Origin of the sequence: Streptomyces sp. NPDC007907 (genome assembly GCF_042959365.1) — a bacterium.
Lineage (GTDB): Bacteria > Actinomycetota > Actinomycetes > Streptomycetales > Streptomycetaceae > Streptomyces > Streptomyces indiaensis.
Genome location: NZ_JBIBKR010000001.1, coordinates 989,764 through 1,008,838 on the forward strand (window position 1 = coordinate 989,764; position 19,075 = coordinate 1,008,838).

The 19,075-nt window shown below is 71.4% G+C and carries 18 protein-coding genes; 7 read left to right on the top strand and 11 right to left on the bottom strand.

Annotation, left to right across the window (positions count from 1 at the left end; genetic code table 11):
- The first annotated feature begins 45 nt into the window (after window positions 1-45).
- Window positions 46-1,089 carry a serine hydrolase gene (locus ACFZDI_RS04475; RefSeq protein ID WP_391247669.1) on the top strand — a complete coding sequence of 348 codons (1,044 nt, stop codon included), beginning with the start codon at window positions 46-48 and terminating at the stop codon, window positions 1,087-1,089.
- 130 nt (window positions 1,090-1,219) lie between these two features.
- Here the strand turns inward: ACFZDI_RS04475 and ACFZDI_RS04480 are convergent, their stop codons facing one another.
- The gene (locus ACFZDI_RS04480; protein WP_234848307.1) at window positions 1,220-2,926 is read right to left on the bottom strand and encodes a glycerol-3-phosphate dehydrogenase/oxidase; all 1,707 of its coding nucleotides are present in this window, start codon (window positions 2,924-2,926) and stop codon (window positions 1,220-1,222) included.
- Between the two features lie 271 nt (window positions 2,927-3,197).
- On the opposite strand from ACFZDI_RS04480, the gene ACFZDI_RS04485 reads away from it, so the two are divergent.
- Window positions 3,198-4,406: a nucleotide sugar dehydrogenase gene (locus ACFZDI_RS04485; RefSeq protein ID WP_391247671.1), complete on the top strand. Its 1,209-nt coding sequence runs from the start codon at window positions 3,198-3,200 to the stop codon at window positions 4,404-4,406.
- 545 nt (window positions 4,407-4,951) lie between these two features.
- Here ACFZDI_RS04485 and ACFZDI_RS04490 read toward each other — a convergent pair.
- The 4 genes from ACFZDI_RS04490 to ACFZDI_RS04505 form a co-directional block, all read right to left on the bottom strand.
- The gene (locus tag ACFZDI_RS04490) at window positions 4,952-6,076 is read right to left on the bottom strand and encodes a GuaB3 family IMP dehydrogenase-related protein (protein WP_234848305.1); all 1,125 of its coding nucleotides are present in this window, start codon (window positions 6,074-6,076) and stop codon (window positions 4,952-4,954) included.
- 105 nt (window positions 6,077-6,181) lie between these two features.
- Entirely contained in the window at window positions 6,182-7,684 is a 1,503-nt protein-coding gene (gene guaB, locus ACFZDI_RS04495; protein ID WP_234848304.1) for an IMP dehydrogenase, read from the bottom strand.
- A 149-nt stretch (window positions 7,685-7,833) separates the two neighbouring features.
- A complete protein-coding gene (locus tag ACFZDI_RS04500; RefSeq protein WP_033311556.1) occupies window positions 7,834-8,421 on the bottom strand; it encodes a sigma-70 family RNA polymerase sigma factor in 588 nt (195 codons plus the stop codon).
- Between the two features lie 499 nt (window positions 8,422-8,920).
- Window positions 8,921-9,532, bottom strand: coding sequence for a response regulator transcription factor (locus ACFZDI_RS04505; RefSeq protein ID WP_003948568.1), 612 nt, complete (start codon window positions 9,530-9,532; stop codon window positions 8,921-8,923).
- Between the two features lie 380 nt (window positions 9,533-9,912).
- Between ACFZDI_RS04505 and ACFZDI_RS04510 the strand changes: the two genes are divergently transcribed.
- Window positions 9,913-10,242, top strand: a complete 330-nt coding sequence (locus ACFZDI_RS04510) for a WhiB family transcriptional regulator (RefSeq protein WP_004927066.1) — start codon at window positions 9,913-9,915, stop codon at window positions 10,240-10,242.
- 59 nt (window positions 10,243-10,301) lie between these two features.
- Here the strand turns inward: ACFZDI_RS04510 and ACFZDI_RS04515 are convergent, their stop codons facing one another.
- Window positions 10,302-11,201 (bottom strand): LysR family transcriptional regulator, encoded by a 900-nt coding sequence (locus ACFZDI_RS04515; protein WP_234848303.1) that lies wholly within the window; start codon window positions 11,199-11,201, stop codon window positions 10,302-10,304.
- 89 nt (window positions 11,202-11,290) lie between these two features.
- Here ACFZDI_RS04515 and ACFZDI_RS04520 point away from each other — a divergent pair, with 89 nt between their 5' ends.
- The 4 genes from ACFZDI_RS04520 (at window position 11,291) to ACFZDI_RS04535 (ending at window position 13,875) form a co-directional block, all read left to right on the top strand.
- Entirely contained in the window at window positions 11,291-11,959 is a 669-nt protein-coding gene (locus ACFZDI_RS04520; RefSeq protein ID WP_391247678.1) for an MOSC domain-containing protein, read from the top strand.
- Window positions 11,960-12,053: 94 nt separating this feature from the next.
- The gene (locus tag ACFZDI_RS04525) at window positions 12,054-12,827 is read left to right on the top strand and encodes an SDR family oxidoreductase (protein WP_234848301.1); all 774 of its coding nucleotides are present in this window, start codon (window positions 12,054-12,056) and stop codon (window positions 12,825-12,827) included.
- 134 nt (window positions 12,828-12,961) lie between these two features.
- Complete coding sequence (locus ACFZDI_RS04530) at window positions 12,962-13,669, top strand: ester cyclase (RefSeq protein ID WP_234848300.1); 708 nt, start codon at window positions 12,962-12,964, stop codon at window positions 13,667-13,669.
- A gap of 80 nt (window positions 13,670-13,749) precedes the next feature.
- Window positions 13,750-13,875 (top strand): hypothetical protein, encoded by a 126-nt coding sequence (locus tag ACFZDI_RS04535; RefSeq protein WP_391247681.1) that lies wholly within the window; start codon window positions 13,750-13,752, stop codon window positions 13,873-13,875.
- A 49-nt stretch (window positions 13,876-13,924) separates the two neighbouring features.
- Here the strand turns inward: ACFZDI_RS04535 and ACFZDI_RS04540 are convergent, their stop codons facing one another.
- The 5 genes from ACFZDI_RS04540 to ACFZDI_RS04560 form a co-directional block, all read right to left on the bottom strand.
- The gene (locus tag ACFZDI_RS04540; RefSeq protein ID WP_391247683.1) at window positions 13,925-14,971 is read right to left on the bottom strand and encodes a hypothetical protein; all 1,047 of its coding nucleotides are present in this window, start codon (window positions 14,969-14,971) and stop codon (window positions 13,925-13,927) included.
- Between the two features lie 139 nt (window positions 14,972-15,110).
- Window positions 15,111-16,736, bottom strand: coding sequence for a chaperonin GroEL (groL, locus tag ACFZDI_RS04545; protein ID WP_234848298.1), 1,626 nt, complete (start codon window positions 16,734-16,736; stop codon window positions 15,111-15,113).
- Window positions 16,737-16,852: 116 nt separating this feature from the next.
- Window positions 16,853-17,161 (bottom strand): co-chaperone GroES, encoded by a 309-nt coding sequence (gene groES / locus ACFZDI_RS04550; RefSeq protein WP_003974211.1) that lies wholly within the window; start codon window positions 17,159-17,161, stop codon window positions 16,853-16,855.
- Between the two features lie 169 nt (window positions 17,162-17,330).
- Window positions 17,331-18,080, bottom strand: coding sequence for a polysaccharide deacetylase family protein (locus tag ACFZDI_RS04555; RefSeq protein ID WP_391247686.1), 750 nt, complete (start codon window positions 18,078-18,080; stop codon window positions 17,331-17,333).
- Window positions 18,077-19,012 (bottom strand): polysaccharide deacetylase family protein, encoded by a 936-nt coding sequence (locus ACFZDI_RS04560; protein ID WP_391247688.1) that lies wholly within the window; start codon window positions 19,010-19,012, stop codon window positions 18,077-18,079. The genes ACFZDI_RS04555 and ACFZDI_RS04560 overlap by 4 nt, the downstream gene beginning before the upstream one ends.
- Window positions 19,013-19,075: the final 63 nt, after the last annotated feature.

Below are 19,075 nucleotides of genomic sequence, written 5' to 3' on the forward strand. Positions count from 1 at the left end.
CCGGCGCCGCCTTGCATGATGGGCCCTGACCAGGGAGGAGCCCGTATGCCGCCGATCCGGACATTGCTGGCCCTGCCGGTGGCCGCCGCCCTGTTCGGCCTGCCGCCGGCCGACTCGTCGGCTCTGTCGATGCCGCCCACGGACGCGGTGCTGCCCCTGCTGGTGACGCAGGGCGGAGCCCCGGCCGCCGCCCTGCTGGCCCGGGAGGGAGCCACCACCCGCTACGCCGCGGCCGGGCCGGGCATGGCCCGCTCGGACCACTTCCGCGCCGGCAGCCTCACGAAGACCTTCCTCGCGACGGTCATACTGCAACTGGCCGCCGAGCACCGGCTGTCCCTGACCGACACGGTCGAGCAGCACCTGCCCGGCCTGGTGCGGGGCGCCGGCAACGACGGCCGCGCGCTGACCCTGCGCTCCCTGCTCACCCACACCAGCGGCCTGCACGACTTCACCACGGACACCGACGGGGCCGCGCCCGTCACACCCCGTCAGGCGTTGAACCTGGCTCTCACCCACCCTCCGGCCGAACGCGGCCGCTTCTCCTACTCGAACACCAACTACGTGCTGCTCGGTCTGGTCGTGCAGCAGGTGACCGGCCACCCGTACGCCACCGAGGCCGAACGGCGCATCCTCACCCCCCTGCGTCTGACGGGCACCTCCTTCCCCGGCTCGCGCTCCACGCTGCCCTCCCCCCACGGCCGGGCCTACACGGCCGACGGGACCGACGTCACCGAACTCGACCCGCGAGTGGCCGGAGCCGCAGGCGAGTTGGTGACCACGCTCGCCGACCTCGACCGCTTCTACGGGGCCCTGCTCGGCGGCCGACTGCTGCCCCCGCACTGGCTGCGCGAGATGCTCGACACCCGTGCCGCACACGGCGCGTACGGCATGGGGCTGTTCCCCGAGAAACTTCCGTGCGGCATGACGGTGTGGGGGCACAACGGGCACATATCCGGCAGCTACGTGCGCACCGCAGCCACCGTCGACGGCCGGCGAGTCCTCACCTTCCGCGTGAACACGGACGCGATAGCCGACCCCGGCCTCGAACCCGCGGTGCTCACGGCCGAGTTCTGCCCCCGCACCTCGTAGAACGACCCGCCCCCGAACGAAGATCCCATCTCCCGCCACTCGTTCGAGTGACATCCGCAGGAACTTTGCCGTCGGTCTGCAACGGCACGGTCTGGGACGACACGATGCGCAGGCTCTGCAACGGCACGATCTACAACGGCACGATGTCCGGCGCCCCAAGCCGCGCCGCGTCCGCCGTCAGGTCGTCGGGCTGCCGCTGCGACTCCCGCTCGGCCTCCACCCGCTTCTGGTAGTGCTCGACCTCGCGCTCGATCTGGTCCTTGTCCCAGCCGAGCACCGGCGCCATCAGCTCGGCGGCGTCCCGCGCGCTGCGCGTGCCCCGGTCGAAGGTCTCGATCGAGATGCGTGTCCGCCGGGTCAGCACGTCGTCCAGGTGCCGCGCCCCCTCGTGGGAGGCCGCGTACACGATCTCGGCACGCAGATAGTCGTCGGCCGCGACCAGGGGCTCACCCAGCGACGGGTCGTCGGCGATGAGCTGGAGCAGTTCCTCGGTCATCGTGCCGTAGCGGTTCAGCAGGTGCTCGACCCGCACCACGTGGAGCCCGGTCCGGGCGGCGATCCGCGCCCGCGCGTTCCACAACGCCCGATACCCCTCGGCACCCAGCAGCGGCACGTCCTCGGTGACGCACTCGGCGACGCGCATGTCGAGCCCGTGCACCGCCTCGTCCACCGCGTCCTTGGCCATGACCCGGTACGTCGTGTACTTCCCGCCCGCCACGACGACCAGCCCGGGCACCGGGTGCGCCACGGTGTGCTCACGGGACAGCTTGCTGGTCGCGTCCGACTCGCCCGCGAGCAGCGGCCGCAGGCCCGCGTACACGCCCTCGACGTCGTCCCTGCTGAGGGGTACCGCCAGCACCGAGTTCACATGGTCCAGCAGGTAGTCGATGTCCGCGCTGGACGCCGCCGGGTGGGCCTTGTCGAGGTCCCAGTCGGTGTCCGTGGTGCCGAGGATCCAGTGCCGGCCCCAGGGGATGACGAACAGCACGGACTTCTCCGTGCGCAGGATCAGCCCGGTCGTGGAGTGGATCCGGTCGCGCGGCACGACCAGATGGATGCCCTTGGACGCCCGGACGTGGAACTGACCGCGCTCCCCGACCATCGCCTGGGTGTCGTCCGTCCACACGCCGGTGGCGTTGACGACCTGCTTGGCGCGGATCTCGTACTCGCCGCCCCCTTCGACGTCCTGCACCTTCGCGCCGACGACCCGCTCGCCCTCGCGCAGGAAGCCCGTCACCCGCGCGCGGTTCGCGGCCTTGGCGCCGTACGCCACGGCCGTGCGCACGAGGTTCGTCACGTACCGGGCGTCGTCCATCTGGGCGTCGTAGTACTGCAGCGCCCCGACCAGCGCGTCCTTCTTCAAGCAGGGGGCCACGCGCAGGGCGTGAGAGCGCGTCAGGTGGCGATGCAGCGGGAGTCCGCGGCCGTGCCCCTTGGCCATGGACATCGCGTCGTACATGGCGACGCCCGCGCCGGCGTACAGCCGCTCCCAGCCCTTGTGCTGCAAGGGGTACAGGAACGGCACCGGCTTCACCAGGTGCGGGGCGAGCCGCTCCAGCAGCAGTCCGCGTTCCTTCAGGGCCTCGCGGACGAGCGCGAAGTCGAGCATCTCCAGATAGCGCAGGCCGCCGTGGATGAGCTTGCTGGACCGGCTGGAGGTGCCGGACGCCCAGTCACGCGCCTCGACCAGACCTGTGGACAGGCCCCGGGTCACCGCATCGAGCGCGGTGCCCGCACCCACCACGCCCGCACCCACCACCAGGACGTCCAGCTCGCGCTCGGCCATGGATGCGAGTGACTCGACGCGCTGCGCCGGTCCGAGTATCGCTGTCCTCACCGCTGCCTCCCGCTCGTCGGTCGCGCCGGCCGCACCCGTCGGGTGCGACCCCGTCCGTATCCCCCTGCCCAGATTCTGACCGGGTTGCCCGACTTCAGCCACCACGGGCCCGCAGCCTGTGGACAACGCTCACGGAACACTCACCGAAACTCGGCCGGGCAATCCCACATATCGGTCATATTTACTCCTAGTCTGACATTGCGCTCGCCCGTCCTGTCCACAGGGCTTGCGCCTCTGTCCCACTTCGGTTATCGGGAAGGACGGCCACGCCATGCCCGCAGATCTCGCCGTCATCGGACTCGGCCCGTACGGCCTGCCCCTGGCCCAGGCCGCCGTCGTCGCCGGCATCCCCACGCTCGGCTACCGGACCGGCCCCGAGGCGGGCTCGCTCAGTCCCGCCGAACTGCGCCGGATGCTCTCGGGGGGCTTCCGGCCGACCACCGACCCCGCCGAGCTCGGCCGGGTGCGCACCGCGGTCCTCTGCACGCCGACTCCGCCCGGAGCGGACGGCGGGCTCGACCTGAACCAGCTGGAAGCGGCCGCCCGCACCCTCGCGGGGCACCTGCGCCCGCACACCACGGTGATCCTGGAGTCACCGGTGTACCCGGGGACGACGGAGGGAATCCTGCGGCCGCTCCTCGAAGAGGGCTCCGGACTGCGGGCGGGTCGCGACTTCCACCTCGCCTACTCGCCCAGCCGTGTCGCACCGGGCAACCGCGACGTCACGCCGGCCACCACGCCCAAGGTCATCGGAGGCCTCACCCCGGCCTGCACCGAGTCGGCCGCCGCGTTCTACGGGCGGCTGACCGACAAGGTGGTCCGCGCGCGTGGCCTGCGCGAGGCGGAGACCGTGCAGCTGCTGGAGACCAACTACCGGCACGTGAACATCGCCCTCGTGAACGAGATGGCCGTCCTCTGCAACGACCTGGGCGTCGACCTCTGGGACGTCGTCCGCTGCGCGGAGACCAAGCCGTACGGCTTCCAGGCCTTCCGCCCGGGCCCCGGCGTCGGCGGCCACTCCGTCCCCCAGGACCTGACCGCCGGCGGCGGCCGCGGGCTGCGCATGGTGGAACTGGCCCGGGAGGTCAACAACCGCATGCCGGGCTACGTCGTCCAGCGCGCCGCCACGCTCCTCAACGAACACGGCAAGTCGGCCCGGGGCGCCCGCGTGCTCCTCCTCGGCGTCACCTACAAGCCCGACCTCGCCGACCTCCAGGGCACCCCGGCCCGCGAGATCGCCCTGCGCCTGCGGGAACTGGGCGCGGCGGTCAGCTACCACGACCCCTACGTCCCGTCCTGGAGCGTCCACGACCACCCGGTCCCCCGCGCGGACTCCCTCTACGAGGCCGCGGCCGACGCGGACCTGACCATCCTCCTCCAGCAGCACCGCACGTACGACCTCCAGGGCCTGTCGGTGAAGGCCCAGCTCCTGCTGGACACACGCGGGGCAGCGCCCACGGGGGCGGCGCATCGGTTGTGAAAGGGGGCGCGCGGGGTGCGTGAGCCCAGGCGACTGGTGGCACGAGGCACGAGGCGCGGGTACCTTACGAACACAGGCGGAGCCCACCGCAGCGGTCACTGCGGCAGGCTCCTGGATGGATCACGGAGTGTCCGCCCCTATTCCTCTTGGGGGCGGACACTCACCATCCGAAAATCCGCAAGATCCACCTCCTCCGGCACTGCACCGTCCGAAGACGGAGTCGGTCCCAGCGGGTGGGCTTGCGGTGACGTCCCATGGGCGCCCCCTTCCACGACGCCGCCCATTGACCCGGTAGGTGGCTCGTCGGAATTCGGGCCGGGCCCCGAGGGCGGGGTCCGGACCGTGTCCTTGGAAGGAGGCACCCAGAAGAACAGGGGCGCCGATCACGGACACTAGCCCCTCGAAACAGCCCTCCCCGGGTCAGAACGGCCCGAAGGCACCCGTGCGCCCCCCCATGGGCAACACGCGCCCCGTCGCACCCGTGTGGTCATGCAAAAGGGCCCGGTCACTCCCCGAGTGACCAGGCCCTTCTCAACCGGGACGGACTACCGCCGGTGCTGTGAGTCCGCCACCGTCACCTCGACGCGCTGGAACTCCTTGAGCTCGCTGTAGCCGGTCGTGGACATGGCGCGGCGCAGGGCGCCGAAGAGGTTCATCGAGCCGTCGGGGGTGTGGGACGGGCCCGTGAGGATCTCCTCCAGGGTGCCGACCGTGCCGAGGGCGACCTTCTTGCCGCGCGGCAGCTCCTCGTTCACCGCCTCCATGCCCCAGTGGTGGCCCTTGCCCGGCGCGTCGGTGGCCCGGGCCAGCGGGGAGCCCATCATCACCGAGTCCGCGCCGCAGGCGATCGCCTTGGGCAGGTCGCCGGACCAGCCGACACCGCCGTCGGCGATCACGTGCACGTACCGGCCGCCTGACTCGTCCATGTAGTCGCGGCGCGCCGCGGCCACGTCGGCGACCGCCGTCGCCATGGGGACCTGGATGCCGAGCACGTTGCGCGTGGTGTGCGCCGCGCCCCCGCCGAAGCCGACGAGGACACCCGCCGCACCGGTGCGCATCAGGTGCAGGGCCGCCGTGTACGTGGCGCAGCCGCCGACGATCACCGGCACGTCCAGCTCGTAGATGAACTGCTTCAGGTTCAGCGGCTCGTGCGCGCCGGAGACGTGCTCCGCGGAGACCGTCGTGCCGCGGATGACGAAGATGTCCACACCCGCGTCCACGACCGCCTTGGAGAACTGGGCGGTGCGCTGCGGGGAGAGCGCGGCGGCGGTGACGACGCCGGAGTCGCGCACCTCCTTGATGCGCTGCCCGATCAGCTCCTCCTTGATGGGAGCCGCGTAGATCTCCTGCAGACGGCGGGTCGCGGTCTCCGCGTCGAGACCGGTGATCTCGTCGAGCAGCGGCTGCGGGTCCTCGTAGCGCGTCCACAGGCCCTCGAGGTTCAGCACGCCGAGGCCGCCCAGCTCGCCGATGCGGATCGCGGTGGCCGGGGAGACGACCGAGTCCATGGGGGCGGCCAGGAACGGCAGCTCGAAGCGGTAGGCGTCGATCTGCCAGGCGATCGAGACCTCCTTCGGGTCCCGGGTACGGCGGCTGGGGACGACGGCGATGTCGTCGAAGGCGTACGCCCGGCGGCCGCGCTTGCCGCGCCCGATCTCGATCTCAGTCACGTCTGTGGCCTTTCCCTGATGCGTTGCAGCGTCTTCCAGTATCGCCGACGGGCACGACGAGGGCGGCCCCGGATGCTCCGGAGCCGCCCTCGGAAGGCCGGGCCGCTACTTGCGGCTGTAGTTCGGCGCCTCGACCGTCATCTGGATGTCGTGCGGGTGGCTCTCCTTGAGGCCCGCGGAGGTGATCCGGACGAAGCGGCCCTTGGTCTCCATCTCCTCGATGGAGGCGGCGCCCACGTAGCCCATCGTCTGGCGCAGACCGCCGACGAGCTGGTGCAGCACGTTGGCCAGCGGACCGCGGTAGGGCACCTGGCCCTCGATGCCCTCGGGCACGAGCTTGTCGTCGGAGCCGACCTCGGCCTGGAAGTAGCGGTCCTTGGAGTACGACTTGGCCTGGCCGCGGGACTGCATCGCGCCGAGCGAGCCCATGCCGCGGTACGACTTGAACTGCTTGCCGTTGATGAACTGCAGCTCGCCGGGGGACTCCTCACAGCCGGCGAGGAGGCTGCCCAGCATGACGGTGTCGGCACCGGCGGCCAGGGCCTTGCCGATGTCGCCGGAGTACTGCAGGCCGCCGTCGCCGATCAGCGGGATGCCGGCCGGACGGGCCGCGAGGGACGCCTCGTAGATGGCGGTGACCTGCGGGACGCCGATGCCGGCGACCACGCGGGTGGTACAGATCGAGCCGGGGCCCACACCCACCTTGATGCCGTCGACGCCGGCGTCGATCAGCGCCTGGGCGCCGTCGCGCGTGGCGACGTTGCCGCCGATCACGTCGACGCCCACGCTCGACTTGATCTTCGCCATCCAGCTGAGGGCGTTGCTGTTGTGGCCGTGGGAGGTGTCGACGACCAGGAAGTCCACACCGGCACCGGCGAGCGCCTGGGCGCGCTCCAGGGCCTCGGGGCTGGCGCCCACGGCCGCGCCGACGAGCAGCCGGCCCTCGGCGTCCTTCGCCGCGTTGGGGTACTGCTCGGCCTTGACGAAGTCCTTGACCGTGATGAGGCCCTTGAGGACACCCGCGTCGTCGACCAGCGGAAGCTTCTCGATCTTGTGGCGGCGCAGCAGCTCCATGGCGTCCGCGCCGGAGATGCCGACCTTGCCGGTGACCAGCGGCATCGGGGTCATGACCTCGCGCACCTGACGCGTGCGGTCCGACTCGAAGGCCATGTCGCGGTTGGTGACGATGCCGAGCAGCTTCTTGTTGCCGTCGGTGACGGGGACGCCGCTGATGCGGAACTTGGCGCACAGGGCGTCGGCCTCGGCGAGCGTGGCGTCGGGGTGCACCGTGATCGGGTCGGTGACCATGCCGGACTCGGAGCGCTTGACCAGGTCGACCTGGTTCACCTGGTCCTCGATGGACAGGTTGCGGTGCAGCACGCCGACGCCGCCCTGGCGGGCCATCGCGATCGCCATGCGGGACTCGGTCACCTTGTCCATCGCCGCGGAGAGCAGCGGGATGTTGACCCGGACGTTGCGGGAGATGCGGGACGAGGTGTCGACCGCGTTGGGGAGCACCTCGGATGCACCCGGCAGCAGCAGCACGTCGTCGTAGGTCAGCCCGAGTGTCGCGAATTTACCGGGCACTCCGTCGACGTTGGCAGTCATGACACCTTCCCCAAATGGCCTTGATCGGTGCGGATGTCCATGCTAACGGGAAGCGGGGCTGTCCCATTCCACGGTTCCGGCCCGCACGGGGCTTCGTATGTTCGTACGGAAGCGGCGCACCGCCTGTTCAACGAAGGGCCGCTGAGGGCCTACTGCTCGGCCAGCGCCCGCAGTCGGCTCAGCGCCCTGTGCTGGGCAACCCGGACCGCACCGGGTGACATTCCCAACATCTGACCGGTCTCCTCGGCCGTGAGTCCCACCGCGATGCGCAGCAGCAGCAGCTCCCGCTGGTTCTCGGGGAGGTTGGCGAGGAGTTTCTTGGCCCATTCCGCGTCGCTGCTGAGCAGGGCGCGCTCCTCCGGACCGAGGGAGTCGTCCGGACGCTCGGGCATCTCGTCGGAGGGGACGGCCGTCGAGCCGGGGTGGCGCATCGCCGCGCGCTGCAGGTCGGCGACCTTGTGGGCGGCGATGGCGAAGACGAACGCCTCGAAGGGGCGGCCGGTGTCCCGGTAGCGGGGCAGCGCGAGGAGCACCGCCACGCAGACCTCCTGGGCGAGGTCCTCCACGAAGTGCCGCGCGTCGCCCGGCAGACGGGACAGACGGGTACGGCAGTAGCGCAGGGCCAGGGGGTGGACATGGGCGAGCAGGTCGTGCGTGGCCTGCTCGTCCCCGTCGACGGCGCGGTGGACGAGCGCACCGATCGCGCCCTGGGCATGGGCCGCCTCGTCGTCGCGCATCGGTCCATGGTGCCTTGCGGCCGCCGGGTCCGCGGCACCGCGCCCGTTGTTGTGCACTGAAGCGTTATGAGCAGGTGCGCCGGCACTCATTCCCTGCGCCCTCCCCTTCCGCTCGACCGACTCGTCCCCGAGGAACTCCACACCCTCAAGGATGCGGCATCCGCGGCGAAACGAGCAGCGGGCACCCTGCGGGCTCCGGGCCCACCCGCGCCCACCTGGTTTTCCTCGCCCGCGGCACGACCGCTGGGACCTGTCGTTCGGATCATGCCGGGGGCATGGGTCCTCGCTCGCACCCCGCCGGGCTGTCGACCTCGCCCGGGCGGGCCCGGATCCCCGGCGCCGGCGTCGGCCGCCGGCGTCGACGCGTGCGGGTACGGCTCCCGCGGGGGCATCCCTGTGCCCCCGCTCTTCCGCCGAGGCCGGAGCCCCCGCCTCGGAACCGGCCCGGTCCGGGGGACGGGCATGATCCGAGGGACAGGCGTGATCCGAACAACAGGTCCTAGCGCACCAGACCCCACCGGAAGCCGAGCGCCACCGCGTGGGCCCGGTCCGAGGCGCCGAGCTTCTTGAACAGACGCCGGGCGTGCGTCTTGACGGTGTCCTCGGACAGGAACAGCTCGCGGCCGATCTCGGCGTTCGAGCGGCCGTGGCTCATGCCTTCGAGGACCTGGATCTCACGCGCGGTGAGCGTGGGCGCCGCGCCCATCTCCGCCGAGCGCAGCCGCCGCGGGGCGAGCCGCCAGGTCGGGTCGGCCAGGGCCTGGGTCACCGTCGCGCGCAGTTCCGCGCGGGAGGCGTCCTTGTGCAGATAGCCACGGGCACCGGCGGCGACCGCGAGGGCCACGCCGTCCAGGTCCTCGGCGACGGTGAGCATGATGATGCGCGCACCGGGGTCGGCCGACAGCAGCCGGCGGACCGTCTCGACGCCGCCCAGTCCGGGCATGCGTACGTCCATCAGAATCAGGTCCGAGCGGTCGGCCCCCCAGCGGCGGAGGACTTCCTCGCCGTTGGCCGCCGTCGTCACGCGCTCTACGCCGGGCACGGTCGCCACCGCACGACGGAGCGCCTCTCGGGCAAGCGGGGAGTCGTCGCAGACGAGGACGGATGTCATGACCGCCCTCCGCAGCTGATGCGCGTCACCTTGAGCCTCCAGGCTGGTACGAAATCGTCACCTGTGCGGTCGACCGTCTCGGACGCGGGCCCGAGCACTTGTTCCTTCAACCGCCTCGCACTCTCAACGACGGTCACTCGAAAGAGTTACGGGGGCGGCTGCCCTCTTCGGCACTCTACGTGAGGGGGCGGACACGGTGGAGACACGCACAGCGGACCCGCGAACTTTCATCACAAGCTATGCCCCATTCAGACCCATTTCTTCCGCTTTGCCAGTGTCTGGAGCTAGATTCGCAATGAGTCATATTTTCATCTCCTTAGATCGTAGTTGTACGGTCGTAGACACCGGATCCGCCCATAACGGCAACAAGGGGTCACGTAATGGCAGATTTCTCCCGCCTTCCCGGACCGAACGCGGACCTGTGGGACTGGCAGCTGCTGGCTGCCTGTCGCGGGGTGGACAGCTCGCTCTTCTTCCACCCGGAGGGTGAGCGCGGTGCGGCGAGGAGCGCTCGTGAGAACTCGGCCAAAGAGGTCTGCATGAGGTGCCCGGTACGCGCAGAGTGCGCTGCTCACGCCCTGGCGGTGCGTGAGCCGTACGGCGTGTGGGGCGGGCTGACCGAGGACGAGCGCGAAGAGCTCATGGGGCGGGCGCGCAACCGGCTGGTGTCGGCGTCGGCATCGGGCGGACACACCGCCTCGAACAACTGAAGGAACGTTTCTGCGAAGGCACGCGCACGCGTGCCGTTGGTTTTTGACGCGGGTGGCCGCTACGGGCGGCGGGCGGCCCGGGCCAGCTGGTCGAGTGTTGCCGCCACGGCCGGGACCTGTGCGAGGTCGGGCAGGGTGAGCGCGACGATCTCCCGCCGCACCGCCGGCTCGAGCCGCACGGCGCGCACGCCCCGGGGCCGGACCGACTCGACGGCCAGCTGGGGCAGCACGGCCACGCCCAGGCCGGCGCCGACGAGGCCGACGACCGCCGGGTAGTCGTCGGTAGCGAAGTCGATGCGCGGGGTGAAGCCGGCCGCCGCGCACACCTCGACCAGCTGTCCGCGGCAGCGTGGGCAGCCGGCGATCCACGGCTCCTCGGTGAGCTCGCCGATCGCGACGGACTCCGCGCCCGCGAGCCGGTGGCGCTCCGGCACGAGCGCGACGAGCCGGTCCGACAGCAGCGGCCGTACGACGAGGTCGTCCCACTCCTCCGCGCCGGCCGCCCCCTCGTAGCGGAACGCGAGCGCCACGTCGCAGTCACCCTCGCGCAGCAGGCCGACGGACGCGGGCGGTTCGGCCTCCTCCAGGAAGACCCGGGTGCCGGGGTGCGCCTCGCGCAGTGCGGCTAGGGCCGCGGGGACGAGGGTGGAGCTGCCGCTGGGGAAGGAGACGAGGCGGACCCGGCCCGCGCGCAGCCCGGCGATGGCGGCGACCTCCTCCTCCGCGGCCGTGAGCCCGGAGAGGATCCCGGCGGCGTGCCGCACCAGGGCCTCACCGGCCTGGGTCAGGCGCATCTCGCGTCCGGTGCGGATCAGCAGCGGTGTGCCGACGGAGGTCTCCAGGGCCTTCATCTGCTGGCTGACGGCGGGCTGGGTGCAGCCCAGCTCGCGGCCCGCCGCGGAGAAGGATCCGGTGGTCGCGACGGCGCGCAGGACACGGAGATGACGAGCTTCGATCACCCTTCGAGGATAGCGAGGATAAGTCACTCTTTGATGTCGCCGCCGATATCGCGTCGACGCTTTGGGGAACGGTCGCCTACCGTGCGGGCATGAAGCTTCTGTCAGTGAATCTGGGCCACGCCGTGGCCGTGCCCTGGACGGACCACCCGGAGGGCGTGACCGGGATCGACAAGCGGCCGGTGGACGGTCCGGTACGGGTGTCCGCGCCCGGTCCCAAGGGCGTCGGCGGGAGCGGACTGGCCGGGGACACGGTGTGCTCGCTGAAACACCACGGCGGCGACGACCAGGCGGTGTACGCCATGGCCCGTGAGGACCTGGACGAGTGGGAGCGCGAGCTGGGCCGGACGCTGTCCGACGGCGCGTTCGGCGAGAACCTCACGACCCGCGGCCTGGACGTGTCCGGTGCCCTGATCGGCGAGCGCTGGCGGATCGGGCCCGAGGTGGTGCTGGAGGTCACCTCCGGGCGGATCCCGTGCCGTACCTTCCAGGGCCACATGGGCGAGAAGGGCTGGGTGAAGCGGTTCACGCAGCGCGGGGCGCCGGGGGCGTATCTGCGGGTGATCGTGCCCGGGGAGGTCCGCGCGGGCGATGCCGTCGAGATCGTGCACCGGCCGGGCCACGAGGTGACCGTGGCCCTCCAGTTCCGTGCGGTGACGACCGAGCGGACGCTGCTGCCTCGGGTCCTGGCGGCGGGCGCGGCCCTGCACCCGGAGGTGCTGCGGACGGCCCGGGAGTACGAGGACAAGTACGGAGCCTGACGGCCGCTCACCACGCCCGTCTCCACGGACCCTTCACCACGGACGGCCCCCCGGGGAAGCGGATGCACGCGGTCCGGGTCACTACCCTTCTGCCATGACAACGGCTCTGATTACGGGATCGACGGCAGGCATCGGGGCCGCGTTCGCGCGGCGACTGGCGGCGGACGGGCACAACCTGGTGCTGGTGGCCCGCGACACCAAGCGGCTTCGGGAACAGGCGACCGAGCTGCACGACCGGCACGGCATCGAGGCGGAGGTGCTGACGGCCGACCTGGCGGAGGACGAGGGCATCGAGGCGGTGGCCGGACGCCTCGGCGACCGCAAGAACCCCGTCGACCTGCTGGTCAACAACGCCGGGTTCGGCAACAAGGGCCGCTATCTGGACGTCTCCATGGCCGATGAGCTGCGGATGCTGAAGGTGCACTGCGAGGCGGTGCTGCGGCTGACGTCGGCGGCGACCTCGGCGATGCGCGAGCGCGGCCGCGGCGGCGTCGTCAACGTCGCGTCGGTGGCCGCCTTCGTCCCCCGGGGCACCTACGGCGCCTCCAAGGCCTGGGTCGTGCAGTTCACGCAGGGCGCGGCCCGCGACCTGGCCGGCAGCGGCGTACGGCTGATGGCGCTCTGCCCGGGGTTCGTGCGCACCGAGTTCCACGAGCGGGCCGGGATGGGCACCGACAACATCCCGGGCTGGATGTGGCTCGACGCGGACAAGCTGGTGGCGGCGGCGCTGCACGACCTGGCGCGCGGTAAGACGCTGTCCGTCCCGGACCCGCGCTACAAGGTGCTGCTGGGGGCGGCGAAGCTGGTGCCGCGGGGGATGCTCGGGGCTGTTTCCTCCAGGACCGGGCGGAAGTACGGGCCGCAGTAGCCGCACGCGGCCCGGCCGGGTCCGGTCGGCTGCTCCCCTCCGCGTCGGCCCTCGTGCACCGGGAGGCACCGGGGCCGTCCCCTTGGGACAATGAAGCTGTTTCAGCCGGACTCAGGGGGGCCGGAGGCGAGATCATGACCTTCGTACAGCTCATCGAATGCAGGACCAGCCGGCTCGACGAGATGAACCGGCTGATGGACCGGTGGGTCGAACAGACCAAGGGGAAGCGGACCGCGTCGCACAGTGTGGTGGCCAAGGACAGGGCCGACGCCTCGCACATCGTGGAGATCGTGGAGTTCCCGTCGTACGAGGAGGCGATGCGCAACTCCGGGCTGCCGGAGACCGACCGGATCTTCCAGGACATGGTGGCGCTGTGCGAGGAGACGCCGACCTTCACGGACCTGGACGTGGTGCGGGACGAGCAGCTGTACGCGGCGACCGCGCGCAGGTTCTTCGAGCTCGCGCCGGGCCAGGGGGACGCGCCGCCGTTCAACGACGTGTTCGTCGAGGACTACCACGACCACGATCCCGGCAATGTGCAGGACGTCATCGGGCTGGACGCGCTCCGGCGCGAGGTGGAGGTGTGGCGGGGCGGGTTCGACTTCTCGTTCACCATCGAGGACCAGATGGCGCAGGGCGACCGGGTGTGCACCCGGTGGACCTTCCACGGGCGGCACACCGGCGAGTTCCTCGGGATCCCGCCGACCGGTCAGGAGGTCACCATGACCGGGACGACCGTCCACCGCTGCACTCCGGACGGAAAGATCGCCGAGGGCTGGTGGCAGTACGACCGCCTGGGGCTGATGCAGCAGCTCGGGGTGCTCGAACCGCTGGAGCTGTGACGCCGGGGGGTTCCTCCGGTCGCCCGGCTGGCGCGCCGATGGGGCACGCGCGGGGTGGTGCGGGTGCATACGTTCCGGACATGCCTTCCCACTCCTGCGCGTGCCACGAACCGGGGCAGACGGCCACGGGTGAATCGCCCACCACGCTCAAGGCTTCCGACGTGAAGATCAACGTCACGGAGTTCGGCCGCGGTAAGTCCTGGTGAGCCGTCGGCCCAGGACGAAGGTGCTCGGGACGCGGGAGCCGCTGGACGGCTAGTCGCCGCCCCCGCCGCCGCCGTCGCCACCGCCGCCGTCCCCGCCACCGCCCCCGTCCCCGCCGTCCCCGCCGTCACTGCCCCAGCCGTCGCCGCCGCCGGGTTCGTTGTCGTCGCGGTCCGTGCCGAGGTTGCTGAACCAGGGGCGCTCCCAGAGGTCGTCACCCGTGTCCCGGCGGGGGGTCACCGCGCGGAACCTCGCCAGGCCCGTGGTGTCGCCGAGGCCGAAGGACACCGCGACCGCGTGGGCCATCACGGCGTCCAGGGGGTCGGGGCTCTCGTGGTGGACGTCGGCCAGCGGCAGCAGCACCGTGCCGGGCGGGGGGCCGGGCCGTCGGGAGGGGCGGGTCAGGAGGGCGACGCGCCGGCCGTCGCGCAGGAGCCAGGAGCTCTCGGAGTTCTCGCGGCCCAGTGTCCAGTGCCGGTCGGGCAGGCGGAGTTCGACCCTGCTCTTGGACTTGCGCAGCCTCTTGCGCAGGTCGAGCCGCACGGCGGCCTCACCCACGGTCATGACCAGACCGCCCGTCCGGTCGCCGGTGTCGGGGCGGTAACCGTACGGCGCCCGCAGCCGCACGGCGGGGGCGTGTGGGCCCCAGACGTCCACCCGGACCAGGCGCCGGTCCACGGCGACGGCGATCCGGCCGACGGGGCCCGGTGCGTAGCGCCGGGCGATCCACAGCGGCACGCCCTCCACCTGCGCCCGTGCGGCGAGGGCGGCCACGTGCTCGGGCCCACCGCACTTGCGCACGGCGAGGTCGCCGAGCGCATGAGCGAAGTCGGCGGCCCGGCGCACCTTCAGGGGTGTCGTGGTGCCGGTCGCACGGGTGACCGGGACGACGCCCGGGCCCTGGGGCAGTGACTCCACGGGGCGTTCGGTGCCGCCACCGCCGAGCCAGCGTCCGCGCTGATACGCCTCGGCCATGGCGGCGACGTTCAGCTCGTCCAGCGGTGTGGTCCGGCCGCCTCTGCGCAGCCGGTCCTCGGTGAGTTCCGCGGTACGCGCCAGCGGGTTGCGGGACCGTTCCTGATAGAGCACCTGGCTCATCGCCACCCCCTTCTGTTCCGGTGTCCAGGACACCGCCGACCGCCGCCGCGGTTCCGGGGCCGGTGGAGGCGAACGGTGAGGGCCCGGCACCCCGTTTCCGGGATGCCGGGCCCTCACTCAGGCTCTGGCGACTTGGTCGTCAGTGGGCGTGGCCGTGGCCGTGGCCCGCGGCGGCCGGCTCCTCCTCTTCCTTCTTCTCGACGACCAGGGTCTCGGTCGTGAGGAGGAGGGAGGCGATGGAGGCGGCGTTCTCCAGGGCCGAACGGGTGACCTTGACCGGGTCGATGACGCCGGCCTTCACCAGGTCGCCGTACTCGCCGGTGGCGGCGTTGAAGCCCTGGCCCTTGTCGAGCTCGGCGACCTTCGAGGTGATGACGTAGCCCTCGAGGCCGGCGTTCTCGGCGATCCAGCGCAGCGGCTCGACGGCGGCGCGGCGGACGACCGCGACACCCGTGGCCTCGTCGCCGGTCTTGCCGAGGTTGCCCTCGAGGACCTTGACGGCGTGGACCAGCGCGGAGCCACCACCGGAGACGATGCCCTCCTCGACCGCGGCGCGGGTCGCGGAGATGGCGTCCTCCAGACGGTGCTTGCGCTCCTTGAGCTCGACCTCGGTGGCGGCACCCACGCGGATGACGCACACGCCGCCGGCCAGCTTCGCGAGGCGCTCCTGGAGCTTCTCGCGGTCCCAGTCGGAGTCGGTGGTCTCGATCTCGGCCTTGATCTGGGCAACGCGGCCGTGCACGTCGTCCTTCTTGCCGGCGCCGTCGACGATGGTGGTGTCGTCCTTGGTGACGGTGACGCGGCGGGCGGAGCCGAGGACGTCCAGGCCGACCTGGTCGAGCTTGAGGCCGACCTCCTCGGAGACGACCGTGGCGCCGGTGAGGACGGCCATGTCCTGCAGCATCGCCTTGCGGCGGTCGCCGAAGCCGGGGGCCTTCACCGCGACGGCGTTGAAGGTGCCACGGATCTTGTTCACGACGAGGGTCGACAGGGCCTCGCCCTCGACGTCCTCGGCGATGATCAGCAGCGGCTTGGAGGCGTTGGCCTGGATGACCTTCTCCAGCAGCGGCAGCAGGTCCGCGATGGCGGAGATCTTGCCCTGCGTGATGAGGATGTACGGGTCGTCCAGGACGGCTTCCATGCGCTCCTGGTCCGTCACGAAGTACGGCGACAGGTAGCCCTTGTCGAAGGCCATGCCCTCGGTGAAGTCCAGCTCCAGACCGAAGGTGTTGGACTCCTCGACGGTGATGACACCGTCCTTGCCGACCTTGTCCATGGCCTCGGCGATGAGCTCGCCGACCTGCTGGTCCTGGGCGGACAGCGCGGCGACGGCGGCGATGTCGGACTTCTCGTCGATCGGGCGGGCCGTGGCGAGCAGGTCCTCGGACACAGCGGCGACGGCGGCGTCGATGCCCTTCTTCAGGGCGGCCGGGGAGGCACCGGCGGCGACGTTCTTCAGGCCCTCGCGCACGAGCGCCTGGGCGAGCACGGTCGCGGTGGTCGTACCGTCACCCGCGATGTCGTTGGTCTTGGTCGCCACCTCCTTGACCAGCTGGGCACCGAGGTTCTCGTACGGGTCCTCGACCTCGACCTCACGGGCGATGGTCACACCGTCGTTGGTGATGGTGGGAGCGCCGAACTTCTTGTCGATGACGACGTTGCGGCCCTTGGGGCCGATCGTCACCTTGACCGTGTCGGCAAGCTTGTTGACGCCGCGCTCGAGGGCGCGACGGGCGTCCTCGTCGAACTTCAGGATCTTCGCCATGGGAGCGTGAGCCCTCTTCCGGAATCTGGGATATACGGCACTGCGCCCCGGGCGCCCGGCTTATTGGCGATCGCGGGGGCCAGGGGCGCAGTTCAAAGCAAGGTGCTTGGGGTGAATTACTTCTCGACGATCGCGAGCACGTCGCGGGCCGAGAGGACGAGGTACTCCTCGCCGTTGTACTTCACCTCGGTGCCGCCGTACTTGCTGTAGAGCACGACGTCGCCGACGGAGACGTCGAGCGGAAGACGGTTGCCGTCCTCGAAGCGGCCCGGGCCCACGGCCAGGACGACGCCCTCCTGGGGCTTCTCCTTGGCGGTGTCCGGGATGACCAGGCCAGAGGCGGTGGTCTGCTCGGCGTCGAGCGGCTGGACCACGATGCGGTCCTCGAGCGGCTTGATGGCAACCTTGGAGCTGGTGGTCGTCACGATCCGACCTCCCCCTTCGGAGATCTCACGGGGTTAACTGTCTGAGGTGGCGACCAGGTGGATCCGTCGTCGCGGGTGCCGGACCTGCCCGTCGCTGTGTTGGCACTCTCCTAGGGGGAGTGCCAGAGCCGAGACTATGACTGCGATTAGCACTCGGTCAAGCGGACTGCTAATTGCCGACGGCGCGTCGGACAGATGCCCTCTCCAGGTGGTCCTCCAGCCGCCCCACCCGCAGCCCCCGTTCCCCGATCTCCCGCAGCAGACGCCCGGTCCGTTCCGTGAGGGTCGGGGACCCGGTCTCGCCGGACGGCACCGAGACGATGTCACCGGCCCGCAGACCGCGCGCGCCCCGGGTGTACGTCAGTTCGCCGTCGGCACCCAGGGACGCGCGCCACAGGACGACCGCGGTGATGCCGCAGTCGGCGGCGGCGCGCAGGGTCGTGGTGTCGTAGGTGCCGTAGGGCGGACGGAAGAGCCGGGGGGTGACCCCGAAGCGGGAGCGGAGTTTGTGCTGCTGGCCGCAGATCTCGGCGCGCTGCCCGGCGTAGGGCAGGCCGCGCAGGGCGGCGTGGTCGAGGGTGTGGTTCTGCAGGGACGCGCCGACCGCGCGCAGCCGGGCGAAGTGGCCGTAGCCGGGCCCCACGACGCTGTCGGTGAGGAACATGCTGACCGGGAGCCGCCGTTCGCGGACGAGGCCGATGAAGCGGGGGTCGCGTTCGGCACCGTCGTCGTAGGTGAGGAAGACGACGGGCTCGCGGGTGGGGACGTGGTCCACGACGGGCGGCAGCCCGCGGGTGTCGCCCACCGCGCGGGGCGGGTCCTGCGCCCGGCCGTCGGCGGCGCCGGGCCGCTCCCCCGCGCCCCCGGCGCAGCCGGTCAGCAGGGCCGCGCAGAGCACGGCGGCGGCCGTCCGCCTCACAGGTAGTCCTCCAGCCGCGCGACCGTGTAGCCCTGGGCCGTGACCTTGTTCAGGAAACGGCGGACCATGTCGGCCATCGTGCCCTTCCACTGGTCGCGCCCGCGGAAGTGCGTGAGGACGATGTCGCCCGGGCGCAGCCTGCGGCCCCCGTCGCGGTACTCCCAGTGGTCGGCGAAGACCTCCTCGTTCCACAGGGGCACGTACGCGATGCCGCAGTCCTTGGCGGCGCGCAGGGTCGACCGGTCGTAGCTGCCGTAGGGCGGGCGGAAGAGTGTGGGGCGTGCGCCGAAGCGCCTCTCCATGTAGCGCTGCATGCCGCAGATCTCGCGCTTCTGCGCCTGGTACGACATGCCTCGCAGGTTGGGGTGGTACAGCGTGTGGTTGTGCAGCGCCACGCCCCCGGACTGCATCCTCCGGAAGTAGCCGGGGTCGTCCTTGACCAGGTAGCCGCTGAGGAAGGCGCTGTACGGCACGTCGAGGTCGCTCATCATCCGCAGGAACGCGGGGTCCTTCTCGGCCCCGTCGTCGATGGTGAGGAAGACGACCTTGTCGCTGGTGGGGATCCTCGTGAAGACGGGCGGCAGGCCCAGCTCCCGGTGGCCTTCCACCTCGAAGCCCTTGCGGGTGGTGATCCTCGGCTTGGTCGCGGGGGCGGGCGGTGCGGCCGACGGGGCCCTGCGCAGGTCCCAGCGGCGTGCGGCGGCGACCCGGGCGGCGTGCGCGGCGCGCAGTCTGGTGGCGTAGGAGTCGAGCGCGCGGGCCGGGGGCGCGTCGAGGGGCTGCTGGCCGCCGGCCGGGGTGACCTGGTCGCCTCCGTCCTGCGTGCAGCCGGAGGCGATGGCGGCGAGGACGAGCACGGCGAGGGCGATCCGTGCGCCGGCGGGCGCCCGCCCAGATGCCCGGCTTTTATCGTTTTGTACGACTGCTCGCATGATGCCGGATCCTCGCAGCCCCCTCCCGGCGATCCCGCCCGACACCGCGACCGACGCCCGACC